This window comes from Bradyrhizobium canariense (assembly GCF_018130465.1).
Classification (GTDB): Bacteria; Pseudomonadota; Alphaproteobacteria; order Rhizobiales; family Xanthobacteraceae; genus Bradyrhizobium; species Bradyrhizobium canariense_C.
The window spans coordinates 368,003-386,929 of sequence record NZ_JAFCKJ010000005.1; the positions used below are offsets into that span (position 1 = coordinate 368,003).

Sequence of the window (18,927 nt, forward strand, 5' to 3'; positions counted from 1 at the left end):
GGAAAAATATTGGAACCCGACGGAACCATTCCGACCGGTCGCGATTAAATCACTTGGGCTGAGCAAAGCAGGTTCCATTTCCCCGCGCCGCTACGTTGGCGCTTGATTTCGAATTTGGCTGACGCTCTATTTTGCTGAATCGCGTCTTGCCTGGGAATCGGTGGACGCCTGCGGGGGAATAATTATGAGCGACCTCGATCCCGGAGCTGCATCACGTTCCGGTCGTCGCGTTCCAAAGCCAAAAGCCAACGGCATGTCGGAGCCGGATTCCCGGGCGGAATTGCTGCTCGCCCTGCAGGCCATGCGCAACGGCGATTTCTCCGTACGCATGAGCGGCGATCATCTCGGCATCGACGGCAAGCTCGCCGACACTTTCAACGAAATCATTGCCGCCAATCAGCGCATGGCGCAGCAGCTCGAGCTGGTTGGCCAGGTGGTGGGCCGCGAGGGCAAGACGCGGCAGCGCGTGAAGTTCGGCCTCGCCTCCGGCTCCTGGGCCGACATGGAAGGCTCCGTCAACACGCTGATCGACGATTTGCTGTGGCCGACGCGCGAGGTGACACGCGCGGTCGCAGCCGTGGCGCAGGGCGACCTGCTCCAGACCGTCAAGCTCGACGTCGATGGTCGCCCCCTGCGCGGCGAATTCCTGCAGTCGGCGACCATCGTCAACACCATGATCAAGCAGCTCGGCGTGTTCACCTCCGAGGTGACGCGCGTGGCGCGCGAGGTTGGCACCGAAGGCAAGCTCGGCGGCCAGGCCCAGGTGCCGGAAGTGACCGGCGTCTGGAAGGATCTGACCGAGAGCGTCAACTCGATGGCGAACAACCTGACCAACCAGGTTCGGAACATCGCCGAGGTGACGATCGCAGTTGCGAACGGCGACCTCTCGAAGAAGATCACGGTCGACGTCCGCGGCGAGATCCTTCAGCTCAAGGAAGCCATCAACACGATGGTGGACCAGCTCCGCTCCTTCGCCTCGGAAGTGACGCGCGTGGCGCGCGAGGTCGGCACCGACGGCAAACTTGGCGGCCAGGCCATCGTGCCAGGCGTCGCCGGCACGTGGAAGGATCTCACCGATAGCGTCAACGCGATGTGCGGCAACCTCACCGCACAGGTGCGCAACATCGCCAACGTCACCACCGCCGTGGCGCGCGGCGACCTGTCGCGCAAGATCACGGTGGACGTGCGCGGCGAGATCCTGGAGCTGAAGGACACCATCAACACCATGGTGGACCAGCTCAACTCGTTCGCCTCGGAAGTGACGCGCGTCGCGCGCGAGGTCGGCACCGAAGGCAAGCTCGGCGGCCAGGCCCAGGTGCCGGGCGTCGCCGGTACCTGGAAGGACCTCACCGACAACGTCAACTTCATGGCGTCGAACCTCACCGCGCAGGTCCGCAACATCGCCGATGTCGCCACCGCCATCGCGAGCGGCGACCTCTCGAAGAAGATCACGGTGAACGTCTCGGGCGAAATCCTTCAATTGAAGGAAACGCTCAACACCATGGTCGATCAGCTCAACGCCTTCGCCGGCGAAGTCACGCGCGTCGCGCGCGAGGTCGGCACCGAAGGCCGACTCGGCGGCCAGGCCAACGTGCTCGGCGTCGCCGGCACCTGGAAGGATCTCACCGAGAGCGTCAACTCGATGGCCTCGAACCTGACCGCGCAGGTCCGCAACATCGCGGAGGTGACGACCGCGGTCGCGGGCGGGGATCTGTCGAAAAAGATCACCGTCGATGTCCGCGGCGAAATCCTGGAGCTGAAAGACACCATCAACACCATGGTGGACCAGCTCAACGCCTTTGCCGGCGAAGTCACGCGCGTCGCGCGCGAAGTCGGCACCGAAGGCAAGCTCGGCGGCCAGGCCCAGGTGCGCGGCGTCGCCGGCACCTGGAAGGATCTCACCGACAGCGTCAACTCGATGGCGTCGAACCTGACGGGCCAGGTCCGCAACATCGCCGAAGTCGCGACCGCCGTGGCCAAGGGCGATTTGTCGAAGAAGATCACCGTCAACGTATCCGGCGAAATCCTTCAGCTGAAGGAAACGCTCAACACCATGGTGGACCAGCTCAACGCCTTCGCCGGCGAAGTCACGCGCGTGGCGCGCGAGGTCGGCACCGAAGGCAAGCTCGGCGGCCAGGCCGAAGTGCCCGGCGTCGCCGGCACCTGGAAGGACCTCACCGACAGCGTCAACTCGATGGCGGGCAACCTCACCGCCCAGGTCCGTAACATCGCCGAAGTGGCGACCGCGATCGCCGGTGGCGACTTGTCCCGCAAGATCACGGTGGACGTGCGCGGCGAGATCCTTCAGCTCAAGGACACGCTGAACACGATGGTCGACCAGCTCAACCGCTTCGCGGGCGAGGTCACGCGCGTGGCGCGCGAGGTCGGCACGGAAGGCCGGCTCGGCGGCCAGGCCAACGTGCCCGGCGTCGCCGGCACCTGGAAGGACCTCACCGACAGCGTCAACTCGATGGCGGGCAACCTCACCGCCCAGGTCCGCAACATCGCCGAAGTGACCACCGCCGTGGCGCGCGGCGACCTCTCGCGCAAGATCACCGTCGACGTCCGTGGCGAGATTTTGGAGCTGAAGAATACCATCAACACCATGGTGGACCAGCTCAACGGCTTTGCCGGTGAAGTCACGCGCGTCGCGCGCGAGGTCGGCACCGAAGGCAAGCTCGGCGGCCAGGCCGAGGTGCCCGGCGTCGCCGGCACCTGGAAGGATCTCACCGACAACGTCAACTTCATGGCCTCGAACCTCACCGCGCAGGTCCGCAACATCGCCGAGGTCGCGACCGCGATCGCCGGCGGCGACCTGTCGAAGAAGATCACGGTGGACGTGCGCGGCGAGATTCTGCTGCTCAAGGACACCTTGAACACCATGGTCGAGCAGCTCCGCTCCTTCGCCGCCGAAGTGACGCGCGTCGCACGCGAGGTCGGCACCGAGGGCCGGCTCGGCGGCCAGGCCGTCGTGCCCGGCGTCGGCGGCACCTGGAAGGACCTCACCGACAACGTCAACCTCCTGGCCGCGAACCTCACCACCCAGGTCCGCAACATCGCCGAAGTCACCACCGCCGTCGCGCGCGGCGACTTGTCCCGCAAGATCACCGTGGACGTGAAGGGTGAAATCCTCGAACTCAAGAACACCATCAACACCATGGTGGACCAGCTCAATGCGTTCGCCGGCGAAGTCACGCGCGTTGCCCGCGAGGTCGGCACCGAAGGCGAACTCGGCGGCCAGGCCCAGGTGCCCGGCGTCGCCGGCACCTGGAAGGATCTCACCGACACCGTCAACTTCATGGCGGCGAACCTGACCGAGCAGGTCCGCGGCATCGTCAAGGTGGTGACCGCCGTTGCCAACGGCGATCTCAAGCAGAACCTCACCGTGAAATCGAAGGGCGAGGTCGCGGCGCTCGCCGACACCATCAACAACATGACCGAGACGCTCGCAACCTTCGCCGACCAGGTGACGTCGGTGGCGCGCGAGGTCGGCGTCGAGGGCCGGCTCGGCGGTCAGGCCGACGTGCCCGGGGCCGCGGGCACATGGAAGGATCTCACCGGCAACGTCAATTTGCTGGCGGCCAACCTCACCTCGCAGGTGCGCGCGATCGCGGAAGTGGCGACCGCGGTGACCAAGGGCGACCTGACGCGGTCGATCCAGGTCGACGCCCGCGGCGAGGTCGCGGAGCTGAAAGACAACATCAACACGATGATCACGAACCTCCGTCTCACGACGGACGTGAACACCGAGCAGGACTGGCTGAAGACCAATCTGGCGAAGTTCACCAACATGCTTCAGGGCCAGCGCGACCTCACCACCGTCGGTCGCCTGCTGCTGACCGAATTGTCGCCGCTGGTGAACGCCCACACCGGCGTGATCTATCAGGTCGAGAACGAAGACAATCCGCAGCTCCTGCTGCTTGCCTCCTATGCCGGCGACGGCGTCTATCCGTATCCGCGCGTGCTGCCATTCGGCGACGGCCTGATCGGCCAATGCGCGCTCGACCGGCGCCCGCGCGTGATCGCGGACATTCCGGCCGATGTGGTGCCGATCAATTCGGCGCTGCTTCGCGTCGCGCCGAAGAACCTCGTGGTGCTGCCGGTGCTGTTCGAAGGCCAGGTCAAGGCGGTCATCGAGCTCGCCTCGCTCACCTCGTTCACGACCTCGCAGATGACCTTCCTGGAGCAGCTCACGGACTCGATCGGCATCGTGCTCAACTCGATCGAGGCGACGATGCAGACCGAAGGTCTGCTCAAGCAGTCGCAGCAGCTCGCCGGCGAACTCCAGACCCAGCAGCGCGAATTGCAGCAGACCAACGACCAGCTCGAACAGAAGGCGCAGCAGCTCGCCGAGCGCAACGTCGAAGTCGAGCGCAAGAACCAGGAGATCGAGCAGGCCCGCCGCGCACTGGAGGAAAAGGCGACCGAGCTTGCGCTGACCTCGAAGTACAAGTCCGAATTCCTGGCCAATATGAGCCACGAGCTGCGCACGCCGCTGAACTCGATCCTGATCCTCGGCCAGCAGCTCACCGACAACCCGGACGGCAATCTTACCGGCAAGCAGGTCGAATTCGCCCGCACCATCCACGGCGCCGGCACCGACCTACTCAATCTAATCAGCGACATTCTCGATCTCTCCAAGATCGAGTCCGGTACGGTGACGGTCGACGCCGAGGAAATCCTGACCGCGAACCTGCTCGAGACGGTCGGGCGGCCGTTCCGTCACGAGGCAGAGAATCGCAACCTTTCGTTCAAGATCGACGTCGATCCGAATCTCGCGCGCAGTCTCGTCACCGACTCCAAGCGCCTGCAGCAGGTTTTGAAGAACCTGCTCTCCAACGCCTTCAAGTTCACCGCCGAAGGCGAGGTGCGCCTGAAGGTCGCCGCCGCGGTCGGCGGCTGGGGCACGGATCATCCCGTGCTGAACTCGGCGCCGGCCGTGATCGCATTCGAAGTGTCCGACACCGGCATTGGCATTCCCCTGGAGAAGCAGAAGCTGATCTTCGAGGCGTTCCAGCAGGCGGATGCCGGCACCAGCCGCAAATATGGCGGCACCGGCCTCGGCCTTGCGATCAGCCGCGAGCTCGCAAGCCTGCTCGGCGGCGAGATCCACCTGCGCAGCTTGCCTGGCAAGGGGTCGTCCTTCACGCTTTACCTGCCGCTGAAATATTCCGGTCCGACGCTGGCGCCTCGCGCTGCGCCCCAGCACAGCCAGCCCCCGGCGCTGCAGGCCGCAGCGCCCGAACCGCAGCGCGTCATCGAGCAGCTCCCCGACGACCGCCTCAACCTCGAACCCGGCGACAGCATCCTCCTGATCGTCGAGGACGACCCGCACTACGCGCGCGTGCTGGTCGACCTCGCGCGCGACAAGGGATTCAAGGTGCTGGTCGCCGCCCGCGGCGCGGAGGCGCTGGAGCTTGCAAAGCAGTACCAGCCCAGGGCCGTCTCGCTCGACGTATTCCTGCCCGATATGCTCGGCTGGACCGTGCTGAGCCAGCTCAAGCACAACCCGCTGACCCGCCACATCCCCGTGCAGATCATCACGCTCGACGAGGATCGCCAGCACGCGCTGGCGCGCGGCGCCTTCTCCTTCGTCAACAAGCCGACGACGACCGAGGGCGTCTCGGCCGCGCTGATGCAGATCAAGGAATATGCGCGGCCGCGACGCAAGCGGCTGCTGATCGTCGAGGACAACGAGGCCGAGCAGCTCTCGATCCGTGAGCTCCTGCATCACGACGATATCGAGATCGTGACGACCGGCACCGGTGCCGACGCGCTCTCGATGCTGCGTGAGGCCCCCTGCGATTGCGTCGTTCTCGACCTGCGGCTGCCCGACATGAGCGGCTTCGAGGTGCTGGACCAGATCCGCAACGACGAGGCGCTGTCGAACGTCCCGGTCGTCGTCTTCACCGGCCGCGAGCTGTCTGCCGAGGAAGATGCGGAGCTCCACACCATGGCGCGGAGCATCGTGGTCAAGGGCGTGGAATCGCCGGAGCGCCTGCTTGACGAGACCGCGTTGTTCCTGCACCGCGTGATCACGGAATTGCCGGTCGAGAAGCAGCGCATGCTCGAGAAGCTGAACAGTTCCGACGAGGACCTCATCGGCAAGACCGCCCTGCTCGTCGACGACGACGCCCGCAACATCTTCGCGCTATCGAGCGTGCTGGAGCGGCGCGGAATGAAGGTGCTGACAGCCACGACCGGCAACGAGGCGGTGACCTTGGTCGAATCCAACCCGGAGATCGCCATCGTGCTGATGGACATCATGATGCCGCAGATGGATGGCTATCAGACCATCGGCGTCATTCGTGAAAATCCGGCCTTCGCCCGTCTTCCGATCATCGCGTTGACGGCCAAGGCGATGAAGGGCGACCGCGAGAAATGCCTGGAAGCCGGCGCGTCCGACTACCTCGCCAAACCCGTCAACACCGATCAATTGCTGCTTGCAATCCGCATGTGGCTGCACCGCTGAGCTGGATGCCCGTATGGACCACGAAAAGGTCAACATCCTCCTCGTCGACGACCAGCCGGCCAAGCTGCTCGCCTATGAGGTGATCTTGAAGGATCTGGGCGAGAACCTCGTGATCGCCTCGTCCGGTCGCGAGGCTCTGGAGGTGCTGCTCAAGACCGAGATCGCGGTGATCCTGGTCGACGTCTGCATGCCCGAGCTCGACGGCTTCGAGCTCGCCGCGATGATCCGCGAGCATCCGCGCTTCCAGAAGACGGCGATGATCTTCATCTCTGCCATTCAAGTCAGCGACATCGACCGCCTGCGCGGCTACGAGATGGGCGCGGTCGACTACGTCCCGGTACCGGTTGTGCCGGAGGTGCTGCGGGCCAAGGTCAAGGTGTTTGCAGAGCTCTATCGCAAGACGCGCGAGCTCGAACGGCTGAACCAGGATCTCGAGGACCGCGTGCGTGCACGCACCGCCGAGCTGGAGAATTCCACCGCAAAGCTGCGCGAGAGCGAGGGGCGGCGCAGCATGGCGATCGCCGCCGGCAAGATGGGCTCCTGGGACTGGGACTGGATCACCGGCGACTGGATGTGGGACGAGGGGCAATATCGCATCTTCGGTGTTGTCCCGGAGAATTTCGAGGTCAACCCGGCCAACGTTCAGGCGCTGTTGCATCCGGATGACGTCGATCAGTTGCGAAAGGCGATCGCCGAATTCAACAAGGGCACTCGCTCCTATGAAACGGAGTTCCGCATCGTGCGGCCCAACGGCGATGTGCGCTGGTGTGTCGGCACGGCCGCCGCCACGGCCGACGATAGCGGTCGGGTTGTGCGCGTCAGCGGCGTGACGGTGGACATCACCGAACGCAAGCGCGCCGAGGAACGGCAGAATCTACTGGCGCGGGAAGTCGATCATCGCGCCAAGAATGCGCTGGCGCTGGCGCAATCGATCGTGCGCCTCACCCGCGCCGACGAGGTCAAGGCCTATGTCAGTGCCGTCGAGGGACGCATCAATGCACTGGCGCGCGTGCATACGATCCTGTCGCTGTCGAGCTGGCAGGGTGCCGAACTCTCGAAGCTGATCGACGAGGAGCTTGCGCCCTATTCCCTCGGCGGCCAGATCAAACTGGCGGGGTCCGAAGTTCAGTTGCTGCCGGCGACCGCCCAGACGCTGGCGCTGGCGCTGCATGAGCTTTTCACCAACTCGGCGAAGTATGGCGCGCTCTCGACGCGGGCGGGACAGCTCGCGATCGGCTGGCAGGTCGAGGACGAGCTGCTCACGTTGACCTGGGAGGAGTCCGGCGGCCCGCTTGTCGGGACGCCGAAATCCCGCGGCTTCGGTACGCGCAGCCTGCTTGCGAGCGTCGAGTCCCAGCTCGGTGGACAGGCGCATTTCGATTGGCGCGCCGAGGGCCTGTTGTGCCGCCTGGAGGTGCCGTTGGTCCGCAAGACTGCCGCGACGGCCGCACCGGAAAAATTTGAAGCCGCCAGCTCCGCCGAATTGCAGCGGGCATCCGGTTAAGCGGACGCCGCACTCTTCATGCGTTGCGCCGTCCGCGGTTCGCGCGCGACGCGCCCTTCGAGCCAGGCTTCCGTTTGGGCGAGATCGCGCAGCGCCTTCGCATAGCGGCGCGCCGCGCTTCGCTCCGCGCCGCGGGGCAGCTTGCGCGCTTTGCTCAGGATATCCGCGGCGGCGTTGCGATAAGCCAGCGAGCGGTAAAGAAAGACCACCTTACCCATATCGAATGTTCCCGTGTGGTTCCCGTTGTGAAGTGCATTTTCGCAAGCCCGGCATGAACGCTGGATGAAGCGGGCGATGACAAATCCTTCATCCGGATGGAACCGGCGCGTGTCGCACACGTTGCATGGCAGATCGGGATAGAGTTCCATGCGCGCGAAAAAGTCGTCGGACCTGATCTCTCCCAGCGGGCTCGTCAAGCTGATGACGCACGCGATGATGGGCGCAGCCCTCGGGCTCGCTTTCAGCCTCTTGCTCGTGCTGTCCAATCCTGCCGTGGCCAACCTGCTGAGTCACGGCGGAAAGCAGGCCGTTGTCGTCTTCGCCCTCACATTGGTGACGACGTTCGCGATCGGCGCGACTCTCACCGGCATCGTATTCATCCTTGCAGAGGACAAGCAATCTTGAAGCATGCGTGATGCGCCGGAACTGCTTTGTTCGGAACTCCCGCCACGAATGGCGGTTGGCTGCCTGCGTCAATTCAACTCAGGGAGTTCCCGTATATGAAGACCACCAAGCTCGCTCTTGCCGTGATGTTGACAACCGGCCTCGCCGCCGCACCGTTCGCCGTGCAGGCCAAGTCGCACAAGGCGAAACACGAATCCTCGACGTCGTCGACGCAGACCACCACGGGCGCCAACACCAAGTCCTCCAAGGGTGCTGACCCCTCCGGTCAGGGCGGCTCTGGCCCCGGCTCCGACCAGGGTGGAACCATGACGAACAACAAGAGCGGCACGAGCAACACCAAGTAGGTGATCGCCGAAATCACGGAGGGCCCCGCCATCGCGGGGCCTTTTGCTTTGGATGTTCGAGCGAACTCTTTCTCAGACCGCTTCGTCAACATCCGGCATCGACGAGCCCCGCAAGTCGTGTCGCGCACGCTTCAGCTACGATGGCCGCCCGTGATGTCGTGATGAACGCCTGCAGGATCTGATTTCACCAGATGATCGAGTTGTGCACGCTTGCGCGCGATCAGGAGCTGGGCCGCGGCGTCGTCGAGCCCCTCGCGTTGCAGCTGCCGGATGGCAGAGCCCAGTTCGAGAATCTCGGCGCGTAGTCTCAAGATCCGATACGGTGCCGGGTCTTCTTCCACGGCACGCTCCCACAGCTCTCAATGGCGCGCGATAGCGCGCACGGGATTCCCGACTTTCTTCGCGGGACGAAGACGCATCCTGTCGCGGACATCCGGCAGGACATCGCCGCCACCTGCAGCCTTCCATTCACCGATCAGCAGATTGATTTTTCGGCGCAGATCCATCTGCGCCAAGGCCTTCTCTGTGCAGTCGCGATCGCGGTCGACGAGCTCGCGCACCGACACCTCGACATCGGCCATTTCTAGCCTCAAGGCACTGATTTTACGTCGAATTTCATTAATTCTATTGTCCATTGCTTGTTAGAACAAAATAAGAACATATAGTCAAGCCATGATTTCAGGACGGAGAAGCGACATGCAGGTTCAGGGTAAATACGACGCCAAGGCTTTCCTCACCGAGCAGATGACGCGGGCGCAGGGCCTGCGGTTGAAACGGCTGAGCGAAGAGGCGTATCAACCCGCGCAATATGCGCGAGATCTGTCCTCGAGCGAGGCAGCACGACGCATCCAGGTGCTGGAAGCGGAGATCGAGCTGGCGGATTCCTTCTAGGCTACTCGCGTATCCAGGACGTTGCGTATCCAGACGTTGCGTGCCCGCTTTCGGAACTATGCCTGTATCGAATGGTTTTCCCCGGCCAAGGGAGAGCATGCATGGCACGCAAGGCAAAGAAGCGCCGCTACTCGCGCAGCTCCGGCAGCGACGTCGAAAGCGAGATGAAACGCTACAAGAAGGGTACCGCGAAAAGCGGACCTGGCGGTCGAGGCGGACGCGTGAAGAGCCGCAAGCAGGCGATCGCGATCGGCCTGTCGAAAGCGCGCAAGAAGGGCAAGAAGGTCCCGAAGAAAGCCGCGAAGCGGAAGTCTGCCAAGAAGACTGGCAAGAAGGCGTCCAAGAAGACTTCGAAGAAAACATCGAAACGGAAATCTTCCAAATAGTGGCGCTGACCTCCGTCAGATCATGCTGCCCGGCATGAAGCAGCGGATCGAGACGCCGAACGCGGTCTTCACCGGCCACACCATGGTGCGGCCGGCCCGGTTCGGCTCGGTGATCACGGCTTCGTCCGGCACCTCGACCCACTCGCCGTCGAGACGCACGCGATAATGTCCGTTGTGCGAGTCCCAGTCGGGATCGGCGACGGCAAACCCATCCGCATCCGAACAGCACGGACCGAGATGGCTGCGCAGGCTGTCGAACCATGGCTTGAGGGGAGAGTCCGCGTAGCGGCCGTCGTCACGCCCGAGAGCGTTTCCGCCCCACAGCACGAACGGCGCCACCAGCAGCGCACGTCTCAGCGATAGCTTCAATCGATCCATATCGGCACCGATCAAATGCGAACTACCGGCCAGCCGCGCCAAGTAGCGGCAAGTTCGAAGTTCCACGCTTGCAAACATCCCGGCGGCTTCGTTGCCCCGGGTACATACGAGACTCGGAACTGTGATGAGCGAACACGGCTTTTTCGGACGAACCGGGTCATCCTCCCTGCCGTTAACGAGAATGTTATCGGCGGTCTGTGGAAATCCTGAAGGCGAACAGGAAAGGCGGCCCGAGGGCCGCCTTTTTGGATTTGCGCAGATCGACGTTCGCCTTATGCGAGCGGCACCGCGACGAACCGGGTCGCCTGCGCGCTTCTGACCTGCAGCAGCACGCTGCGCTTGCCGGACGATTTCGCCTGCGCCAGCTCCGAACGGACGTCGCCGATATTGGCGACGGCCTTGCCGCCGACATTGAGGATGACATCGCCGGTCTGGATGCCGCGCTGCCCGGCCGGACCTTCCGGATCGACTTCCGTGACGACGACGCCTTTCTGGCCGGCGCCCTGGACGTCGCCGGCCGGAGCAAGGCTGAGCCCGAGACGCGGCGTGCCGGCATCTGGCTGCGTCTTGCCCTCGTCGGCTTTGGCCTGCCTCTCGTTCGGCAACTCGCCGAGCGCCAGCGTCACCGTCTTGCGGTCGCCCTTGTGGACGACATCGAGCTTCACGGACGTGCCCGGCGCCTGGGTGGCGATGGTGCGGGCGAGATCGCGGGAATCCTTGATCGCGGTGCCGTTGACGGCGGTGATGACGTCGCCCGCCTCGATGCCAGCCTTGGCCGCCGGGCTGCCGTCCTGCGGATTGTCGACGATCGCGCCGCGCGCTTCCTTGAGGCCGAGGCTGTCGGCGATATCCGATGTCACCGGCTGCACCTGCACGCCGAGCCAGCCGCGCGTCACCGCGCCCTTGTCCTTCAACTGTGCGACGACGAGCCTTGCGGTCGAGGCCGGAATGTCGAAGCCGATGCCGACCGAGCCGCCGGAGGGCGAGAAGATCGCGGTGTTCACCCCGATCACGTTGCCGTTCATGTCGAAGGCCGGACCGCCGGAATTGCCCTTGTTGATCGGCGCGTCGATCTGGATGAAATCGTCATAGGGACCGTTGCCAATGTCGCGACCGCTGGCCGACACGATGCCGGCGGTCACGGTGCCGCCGAGGCCGAAGGGATTGCCGACCGCGACCACCCAGTCGCCGATGCGAGGCTTCTGGTCGGAGAATTTGACGAACGGAAAATCCTTCTTGCCTTCGACCTTGATCAGCGCGAGATCGGTCTTCGGATCGGTACCGACGACCTTTGCGGTGTAGGTCGTACCATCGTCCATCGTCACCTGCACCGACTCGGCGTGGTCGACGACATGGTTGTTGGTCACGGCATAACCGTCGGCGGAGATGAAGAAGCCGGAGCCCTCACCGGTGATGACCTGATGACGCTGGCGCGGCATGCTGTTCATGCCACCCTGGCCACGGAAGCCGAATTGCCGCAAGAACTGGTCGGACGGCGCGTCCTCGTCCGAATCCATCCGGTTCTGTTGCAGCATCGCGCTCTTGTCGCTGTCCTGGTCGATCTTGACCCGCACCGAGATGACGGCGGGTTTGACCTTGCTGACGAGATCGCCGAAGCCCGGCGGTGTCGCGGCAGTCTCCGCGGCCTGGGCGGTCGCGATGAAGGAGGTCGCGCTGAACGGCGAGGAGCCGGGAGCAGTCGCCAGCACGGCCACGCCAAGCGCGGCCACGGTGCCGAGCAGCGCAAGCCGGCGCGGCCTCAGGATCTTGCGGGACGCGGTGGGGTCGGAATTGACGCGATCGTTCATGTCGATATGTCCATGTTGGGTAAGTCGCCTTGCCCCCAACATGGCGGTCGCCACCTTACGGCGTCCCGTCCACGCGATTAAATCTTGGCAAAGTGGCGGGAGCCGGCGACACGGCCAAAAGTCGAGGCTGCACATTTGACGTAGCTCAACGCGGGTCCTGCCCGCCGTGAAAGATTGCGGTCACCGGATGATGTCCATCGGAGGCGCGTCATGTACAAAGACATTCTCGTCCACATTCCCACCGAGCGCCCGATGCGCCCGGTGATCGACGGCTCGATCTCGCTCGCAGCGGGCCTCAACGCCCATCTCGACGCAGTCGCAGCTGGTTATGTGGCAACCAGTGCAGCCTACGTCATGGAGGGCGGCGCCGCCGTGGCGGCGGTGTTCGAGATGGAGCGCGAAAGCGCAGTGGCGCGGGCCGAGGCGGCGCTCGCGGTGTTCAAGAGCGAAGCTGTGAACGCCGGCATTTCCTACACATGCCACCCGCTCGCGACGATGCCCGCGGACGCGGCCGGCTTGCTCGGCGAGATGGCGCGGCTACACGATCTCAGCATCGTGCTCCAGCCTGATCCGGCGCAAAGCTCATTCGACAACGACGTGCCCCGGGAAATCCTGTTCCAGGCGGGCGGCCCGGTGCTTTTCCTGCCCTACACCTTCCATGGGACATTCAAGGCGAAACGGATCGGAATCTGCTGGGACGGTAGCCGCCTCGCCGCGCGCGCCATGCGCGACGCCGCACCGTTCCTGGCCCGCGCCGAGGAGATCGTGATCATCACGATCAACGAAACAGATGCCGTTCCCGACGAAGTCTCGACGCGCAATCTGGCAAGGCATCTCGGCCGCCGCGGACTGTCGACCCGCACGGTCAACCTGTCGGCGGCGCGCTCCGACATTCAGCCGACCATGCTGTCGCTGGCAGCCGATGAGAGCCTCGATCTTCTGGTCATGGGCGGCTACGGCCATTCGCGATTGCAGGAGCGGGTCCTCGGCGGCGTCACCCGCGCCATGCTCGAAGCCATGACGGTCCCGACGCTGATGTCGCACTAATCGAGGGATGATCCACGTCGGGCCATCACAAGCCCTTGTCGTTCGGGCTGGCAACCGCGTCCTTGAGCGGTGCCAAAGGTTGTCCGTCGATGACCCGCCGGCAAGTTGGACGTCTTCACGCCGCGGCGGGAGTCTCCCATGCCGCGGCTGCGATGGCGTCCTCGTCGTGTTGCGCATTGCACGCGTCGAAATGCGCCTTCAGCGCGATCTCGGCGAGATATTCGAAATGTTCGGCCTGGCCGAGCAGTTCCCAGTTCTGGAGCGGCCGGTAGGCGGCCTGCTGACGACAGAGGGACGCCAGCGCGCGGTAGCGACGTACGTTCTCCATGAGACCCTCCCTCGCATTCACAGAGCTTATTGCTCTTCTTTGCGTCAGGGCGATGGCGGTTGTGCAAAAGATTTGCTGCGACCGCAGCGCGCCTGCTCGGTTGTTTCTAGGAAGTAGGTATTCAGGCGAAAGTTCCAATCCGCGCGGACTCGACGCTTCGGAACCCTACCGCGGGCCAATGGCTAGGCGTAGAGGCGCCGCTCCACGGTGACGCCGACGAGATCGAGATAGCGCCCGATCAGGTCGGGCCGGCCGATGAGATAGCCCTGCATCTCCTCGCAGGCCTCGCGCGCCAGGAAGGCACGCTGAGCTTCCGTTTCCACCCCCTCGGCGACGACCGGCATATTCAGGGCGTGCGCGAGGCTCAGAACCGCGCGAACGATCTCGGCCGATTGCGGGCTCGCCTCGAGATTGGAGATAAAGCTGCGATCGATCTTGATCTTGTCGAACGGGAACGACTGGAGATAGGACAGCGATGAGTAGCCGGTGCCGAAATCGTCCATCGCAATGCGGATGCCGAGCGCCTTCAGCCGCCGCAGCAGATTGAGCGCGCGGGTGAAATCGCCGATCAGCACGCCCTCGGTAATCTCGACCTCGAGCCGCGTCGGGGCAAGCCCCGTCTCCAGCAGGATCTGGTGGATCGAGCCTTCGAGGTCGCCAGCCTGGAACTGGACCGGCGACAGATTGACCGCCACCTGCAACGGCCGCGGCCACGACGCCGCCTCGCGGCACGCTTCGCGCAGGACCCACTCGCCAATCTCAATGATCAGACCGTTCTCCTCGGCCAGCGGAATGAACTGGTCGGGCGGCACGAAGCCCCGCGTCGGGTGGTTCCAGCGCAGCAGCGCCTCGAAGCCGATGACCTCGCCGTCCATCCGCGCCTGCGGCTGGAAGTAGACCAGGAGCTGGTTCTGCTCCAGCGCCTGCCGCAGATCGTGCACCAGCAACCTGCGGTCGCGGAGCTCCTGGTCCATCTCGGATTCGAAGAAACACACCCTGCCCCGGCCCTCGCGCTTGGCGCGATAGAGCGCGGAATCGGCGTTTGCGAGCAGCGTTGCCGCATCCGCGCCGTCATCCGGATAGAGTGCGATGCCGACGCTCAGGCCGACACGTGAGAGATAATCGTCGACCGCGAGCTCGTTGCCGATCGCCTCGACCAGGCGTTCACCGAGCCCCAGCACCTCTTCGCGGCAGACATCGTCCGGCATCAGGATCATGAACTCGTCACCGCCGATGCGGGCGACGAAAGCGCCATCGGATTCCGCGGCAAGCCGCTCGGCCGCAGCCCGCATCAGCATGTCGCCGACGGGATGACCGAACACGTCGTTGACCTCCTTGAAGCGGTCGAGATCGAGGCTCAGTACCGCAAAACTGGTCGGCGCTTTCTGCGCCCGCTCCAGCCGCTCGCTCAGCTCCGCGTTGAAGGCGCTGCGGTTCGGCAGATCGGTCAACGCATCATGATGCGCTAGATGACTGATCCGCTCCTGGTTCGTGATCCGCTCCGTGACGTCCTCGATCACGCCGACCAAATATTGCGGCGCGCCGTTGCCGTCCCTGATCAGCAGCTTGCGCGAATTGACGACACGATCGTGTCCCTTGACTCCGACTTCGAGCAGATGCCCTTCCAGGAACATCGGCGTGCCGCTATCCACGACGCGGCGATCCTGCTCGCTGACGACGCGAGCGATCCCCTCCGGGAAAATCTGCTCGGGAATCTTGCCCAGCATCTCTTCGCGGGGCATTCCGTAATATTCTTCACCGGCACGGTTGAGCAGGACGTAGCGGGAGTCCTTCGCATCCTTGGCGAACACCGCGATCGGGATGTTTTCGATGATGCTGTCGAGGAATTCGCGCGCCCGCAGCAGATCCTGCTCGGCGCGCTGGTGCGTCTGCTCGAGCTCATCGATCATCAGCGTGATTGCACGGTCGGTGCGCCGGCGATCGCTGTCGCCCTCGTCATAAGCAGCGCTGACGAGCTCGCCGAGCCTGGTCAGATCGACCTGCCCGGACTCGTCCGTCGCCTGGCGAATCTGTCGTGCCAAGAGGCGATGCATGGTCAAACGGCCGCCTCCGCGATCATCGTGACGGTCATGGTCTGATTGTGCAGCTCGGAGCGGCCGGACGCCGCGGGCGGCGCGATCTCGCCATAGGAGTAGAAGCCAATCCGGACGACGTCCTCGCCGAGCTCGGCGGCAACGGCATCCAGCTCATCCTGCGTGCGCTGCCCCATGACCTTGCGGCGTCCGGTGCAGCTGACCAGGATCGCGAGCTTGTCGCCCCCAATCCCACCGGAAAGCGCATTGCGCGCCTGCCTGCCGGCCTCGCCAGCGCCGGCGGCGAGGCTGTCGAAATTGGCGCGCATCAGCTGCGCGGTGCATCCTTCAGGAATGTCCGCTGCAAACGTCAGTGCGCGGGTGCTGTGGTCCACCGCAAAGACGGAGCGCACGATCTGCCGATCCGGCTCGGCTTCGTCGTGAATGCGCAAAGGAAATGCGAGACCCGAGCTCGGCATCGCCGCGGCCTCCTCCTCACCGAGATAGCGGGTGTAGAGGTCCAGCGGCGGCTCGCCGTCGAGTTCCGCCACCACAGAACCATTCGACTTCGTCACCTTGCGCCGCGGGCCGAATACATCCCAGCCACCCGCGCAGCCATGCGCGATGCGGAAGGAGGCGCCGTAGAATCCGATTGCGGCAACTCGGTTTGGTGACGGCTCGCCGTCGGCCCCGACCAATGTCTGCTCCAGCCTGGTGCCGTCGCCGGCCAATCCGCCGGTCACCAGCAAGTCCGGCCCCAGCACCTCCGTGATCCCGGCAATCAGCTCGTTGCCGTTCACGTTCAATCCGTCGGAGAGGACGAACACACCCGCAAGATCCGCGGCCGCCACCTGGCGCGCGAGACGCACGCCGCAGGCTCGCGAGGCATCGCGGGATTCGAGCGTCTCGTGGACGAGGCGCACCTGCGTATGCGCGAACCGCAGGGCGACGGCGACGATTTCTTCGTCGGAGATATCGTCTCCGTGGATCTGACCGCCGGTGCTGCAACCGACGATATGGCTGTCGGGATAGAGACCGCGCAGCTCGCGATAACGCCCACCGTCCGCCAATCCATCGCGGCTGCCGAAATAAAGCACGACCTGGGCAGGCTCGCGCAGAGCGTTCGCTCCGCGCCAGCCCTGGGCAGCATTCCAGTGGAGATATTGAATCTGCATCCCACACGCCTTCTGCGGTCTTTGAACCACAGATTGTGGCGCGGCGCATTGCCTCGCCGTTAACCGGGAGCCGGCTTCACCACCGTTGGTTACCCCGGCATGAAATAGCTCGCCGGTTTGCGCCCGATTCTCCGTAAGTCCCCGGAGGTAAATTGCACACGCGCGATGACCCCCGTAGTCTACCGGATGAGCGCGGGCTCGCCGGCTCGCATCGTATGCGCTGAACTATGTTGCAGCTTCGGAACCCTGCCGGCTTCCGCAGCAGCGCGGATGGCCGCGATGTTGCCGGCATAATCCGCGCTGCTCTTGCCACGAAACACCGCGGAACCCGCCACGAGCGTATCGGCGCCCGCAGCGGCCACGGCAGCGGCATTGTCGCGCGTGATGCCGCCGTCAACCTCGAGCCGGATCGGCCGGTCGCCGATCATGCTTCGAATGCGCCCGATCTTCTCGAGCTGGGACTCGAGGAAGGACTGGCCGCCAAAGCCCGGATTGACCGTCATCACCAGGACGAGGTCGAGACGATCGAGCACGTATTCGATCGCGCTTGCGGGAGTAGCGGGACACAGGCTGACACCGGCTTTCTTGCCGAGAGCGCGGATGGCCTGAAGCGAGCGATCGAGGTGCGGACCGGCTTCGGCATGAACCGTGATGAGATCCGCGCCGGCCTTCGCGAACGCTTCGAGATAGGGATCGGCCGGCGCGATCATGAGATGCACGTCGAACATTCTCTTCGTCAGCGGCCGGATCGCCTTGATGACGTCTGCGCCATAACTGATGTTCGGGACGAAATGCCCGTCCATGACGTCGCAATGAATCCAGTCGGCGCCCGCCGCGTCGATCGCCACGATCTCCTCGCCGAGACGCGCGAAATCCGCAGCCAGGATCGAAGGCGCGATGAGGATTTCTCTCGTCATGGCTTCGCACTCCTCTGCGCGTCCGCACCGCCGCTGAAGACGCGGCTCGCCAGGACGTCCATGGGATCGATGGTTTCGAGATCGGCGATATCGAGCATGCGGTCGAGATCGGACACCAGGCGATCGGCCTGCCGCAGCCGGATGCGGTCGACGGCGTTGCGGATCGAGCGCGCATTCGAGAAGAACGGCTGGGTCCGGCGCAGCGCGATGTATTTCTCGAAAGCCTCGCGCGCCGCCGCCGAGAAGCGATAGCCCCGCTCCGTCAGCATCAACTCGGCGATGACGAGCAGCTCGGCTTCCGCATAGTCCGGAAAGTCGATGTGGTGCGCGATCCGCGAGCGGAAGCCGGGATTGGAGGCGAAGAAGTTCGTCATCCGCTCGCCATAGCCGGCAAGGATCACGACGAGGTCCTCGCGCTGGTTCTCCATCACCTGGAGCAGAATCTCGATCGCCTCCTGGCCGTAGTCGCGTTCGTTGTCCGGCCGGTGCAGATAATAGGCCTCGTCGATGAACAGCACGCCGCCCATCGCCTTCTTCAGGATCTCCTTGGTCTTCGGCGCGGTGTGGCCGATATACTGGCCGACGAGATCGTCGCGCGTCACCGAGATCACCTGCCCGCGCCGCACGAAGCCGAGGCCGTGCAGGATCTTTGCCATGCGCAGCGCGACGGTCGTCTTGCCGGTGCCGGGATTGCCGGTGAACGACATGTGCAGCGTCGGCGGCGACGAAGCCAATCCCGCACGCTGCCGGATACGTTCGATCAGTAAGAGCGACGCGATCTGGCGCACGCGGCTCTTCACCGGCTTCAATCCGATCAGCTCCCGCTCGAGCTGGTGCAGCGTGCCGGTGATACCGGCTTCTTCGGCCTCCTTGCGGAGATCGAAACTGGTCTCGCCGGACTCAGTGGTCATGGCGTGGGGAACATCCAGCATCGGCACCTCGAAGAAAAGGGCTTCGCCGCGGGGGAGCGGCGAAGCAGTGGTCCGCCAAGGAAACGGAGCAGGGAGTGCTCCGCGCGGA

The 18,927-nt window shown here is 64.4% G+C and carries 17 protein-coding genes; 7 read left to right on the forward strand and 10 right to left on the reverse strand.

Annotated features, from left to right (window positions below):
- Positions 1-184 precede the first annotated feature (184 nt).
- Positions 185-6,472 carry a HAMP domain-containing protein gene (locus JQ591_RS17365; RefSeq protein WP_211397225.1) on the forward strand — a complete coding sequence of 2,096 codons (6,288 nt, stop codon included), beginning with the start codon at positions 185-187 and terminating at the stop codon, positions 6,470-6,472.
- Positions 6,473-6,485: 13 nt separating this feature from the next.
- The gene (locus JQ591_RS17370) at positions 6,486-7,976 is read left to right on the forward strand and encodes an HWE histidine kinase domain-containing protein (RefSeq protein WP_211397226.1); all 1,491 of its coding nucleotides are present in this window, start codon (positions 6,486-6,488) and stop codon (positions 7,974-7,976) included.
- On the opposite strand, the gene JQ591_RS35345 is transcribed toward JQ591_RS17370, so the two are convergent.
- A complete protein-coding gene (locus JQ591_RS35345; protein WP_249137110.1) occupies positions 7,973-8,344 on the reverse strand; it encodes a hypothetical protein in 372 nt (123 codons plus the stop codon). The two genes, JQ591_RS17370 and JQ591_RS35345, sit on opposite strands and share 4 nt — an antisense overlap.
- Between JQ591_RS35345 and JQ591_RS17380 the strand changes: the two genes are divergently transcribed.
- Together JQ591_RS17380 and JQ591_RS17385 are read left to right on the forward strand one after the other, a co-directional pair.
- Positions 8,343-8,600: a hypothetical protein gene (locus JQ591_RS17380; protein WP_211397227.1), complete on the forward strand. Its 258-nt coding sequence runs from the start codon at positions 8,343-8,345 to the stop codon at positions 8,598-8,600. The two genes, JQ591_RS35345 and JQ591_RS17380, sit on opposite strands and share 2 nt — an antisense overlap.
- A gap of 95 nt (positions 8,601-8,695) precedes the next feature.
- On the forward strand, positions 8,696-8,944 hold the full coding sequence (locus JQ591_RS17385; RefSeq protein WP_211397228.1) for a hypothetical protein: 249 nt from the start codon (positions 8,696-8,698) through the stop codon (positions 8,942-8,944).
- A gap of 131 nt (positions 8,945-9,075) precedes the next feature.
- On the opposite strand, the gene JQ591_RS17390 is transcribed toward JQ591_RS17385, so the two are convergent.
- Positions 9,076-9,285: a hypothetical protein gene (locus JQ591_RS17390; protein ID WP_211397229.1), complete on the reverse strand. Its 210-nt coding sequence runs from the start codon at positions 9,283-9,285 to the stop codon at positions 9,076-9,078.
- A gap of 18 nt (positions 9,286-9,303) precedes the next feature.
- Positions 9,304-9,525 carry a hypothetical protein gene (locus JQ591_RS17395; RefSeq protein WP_211397230.1) on the reverse strand — a complete coding sequence of 74 codons (222 nt, stop codon included), beginning with the start codon at positions 9,523-9,525 and terminating at the stop codon, positions 9,304-9,306.
- A 115-nt stretch (positions 9,526-9,640) separates the two neighbouring features.
- Between JQ591_RS17395 and JQ591_RS17400 the strand changes: the two genes are divergently transcribed.
- Together JQ591_RS17400 and JQ591_RS17405 are read left to right on the forward strand one after the other, a co-directional pair.
- Positions 9,641-9,835, forward strand: coding sequence for a DUF3072 domain-containing protein (locus JQ591_RS17400; RefSeq protein ID WP_211397231.1), 195 nt, complete (start codon positions 9,641-9,643; stop codon positions 9,833-9,835).
- 101 nt (positions 9,836-9,936) lie between these two features.
- Entirely contained in the window at positions 9,937-10,221 is a 285-nt protein-coding gene (locus JQ591_RS17405; protein WP_211397232.1) for a DUF6496 domain-containing protein, read from the forward strand.
- A gap of 15 nt (positions 10,222-10,236) precedes the next feature.
- Here the strand turns inward: JQ591_RS17405 and JQ591_RS17410 are convergent, their stop codons facing one another.
- Both JQ591_RS17410 and JQ591_RS17415 read right to left on the reverse strand, forming a co-directional pair.
- Entirely contained in the window at positions 10,237-10,599 is a 363-nt protein-coding gene (locus JQ591_RS17410) for a hypothetical protein (protein ID WP_211397233.1), read from the reverse strand.
- 272 nt (positions 10,600-10,871) lie between these two features.
- Positions 10,872-12,407 carry a Do family serine endopeptidase gene (locus tag JQ591_RS17415; protein WP_211397234.1) on the reverse strand — a complete coding sequence of 512 codons (1,536 nt, stop codon included), beginning with the start codon at positions 12,405-12,407 and terminating at the stop codon, positions 10,872-10,874.
- Positions 12,408-12,617: 210 nt separating this feature from the next.
- Here JQ591_RS17415 and JQ591_RS17420 point away from each other — a divergent pair, with 210 nt between their 5' ends.
- Positions 12,618-13,454 carry a universal stress protein gene (locus JQ591_RS17420; RefSeq protein ID WP_211397235.1) on the forward strand — a complete coding sequence of 279 codons (837 nt, stop codon included), beginning with the start codon at positions 12,618-12,620 and terminating at the stop codon, positions 13,452-13,454.
- Between the two features lie 115 nt (positions 13,455-13,569).
- Here JQ591_RS17420 and JQ591_RS17425 read toward each other — a convergent pair whose 3' ends face one another.
- From JQ591_RS17425 to cbbX, 5 genes are all read right to left on the reverse strand, one after another.
- The gene (locus JQ591_RS17425) at positions 13,570-13,782 is read right to left on the reverse strand and encodes a hypothetical protein (protein WP_211397236.1); all 213 of its coding nucleotides are present in this window, start codon (positions 13,780-13,782) and stop codon (positions 13,570-13,572) included.
- A 182-nt stretch (positions 13,783-13,964) separates the two neighbouring features.
- Complete coding sequence (locus tag JQ591_RS17430; RefSeq protein WP_249137111.1) at positions 13,965-15,824, reverse strand: putative bifunctional diguanylate cyclase/phosphodiesterase; 1,860 nt, start codon at positions 15,822-15,824, stop codon at positions 13,965-13,967.
- Between the two features lie 14 nt (positions 15,825-15,838).
- Positions 15,839-16,990, reverse strand: a complete 1,152-nt coding sequence (locus tag JQ591_RS17435; protein ID WP_211397238.1) for an FIST signal transduction protein — start codon at positions 16,988-16,990, stop codon at positions 15,839-15,841.
- 179 nt (positions 16,991-17,169) lie between these two features.
- The gene (gene rpe / locus JQ591_RS17440; RefSeq protein WP_211397239.1) at positions 17,170-17,907 is read right to left on the reverse strand and encodes a ribulose-phosphate 3-epimerase; all 738 of its coding nucleotides are present in this window, start codon (positions 17,905-17,907) and stop codon (positions 17,170-17,172) included.
- On the reverse strand, positions 17,904-18,839 hold the full coding sequence (gene cbbX, locus JQ591_RS17445; protein ID WP_211397240.1) for a CbbX protein: 936 nt from the start codon (positions 18,837-18,839) through the stop codon (positions 17,904-17,906). Before cbbX ends, rpe begins: the two co-directional genes overlap by 4 nt.
- Positions 18,840-18,927: the final 88 nt, after the last annotated feature.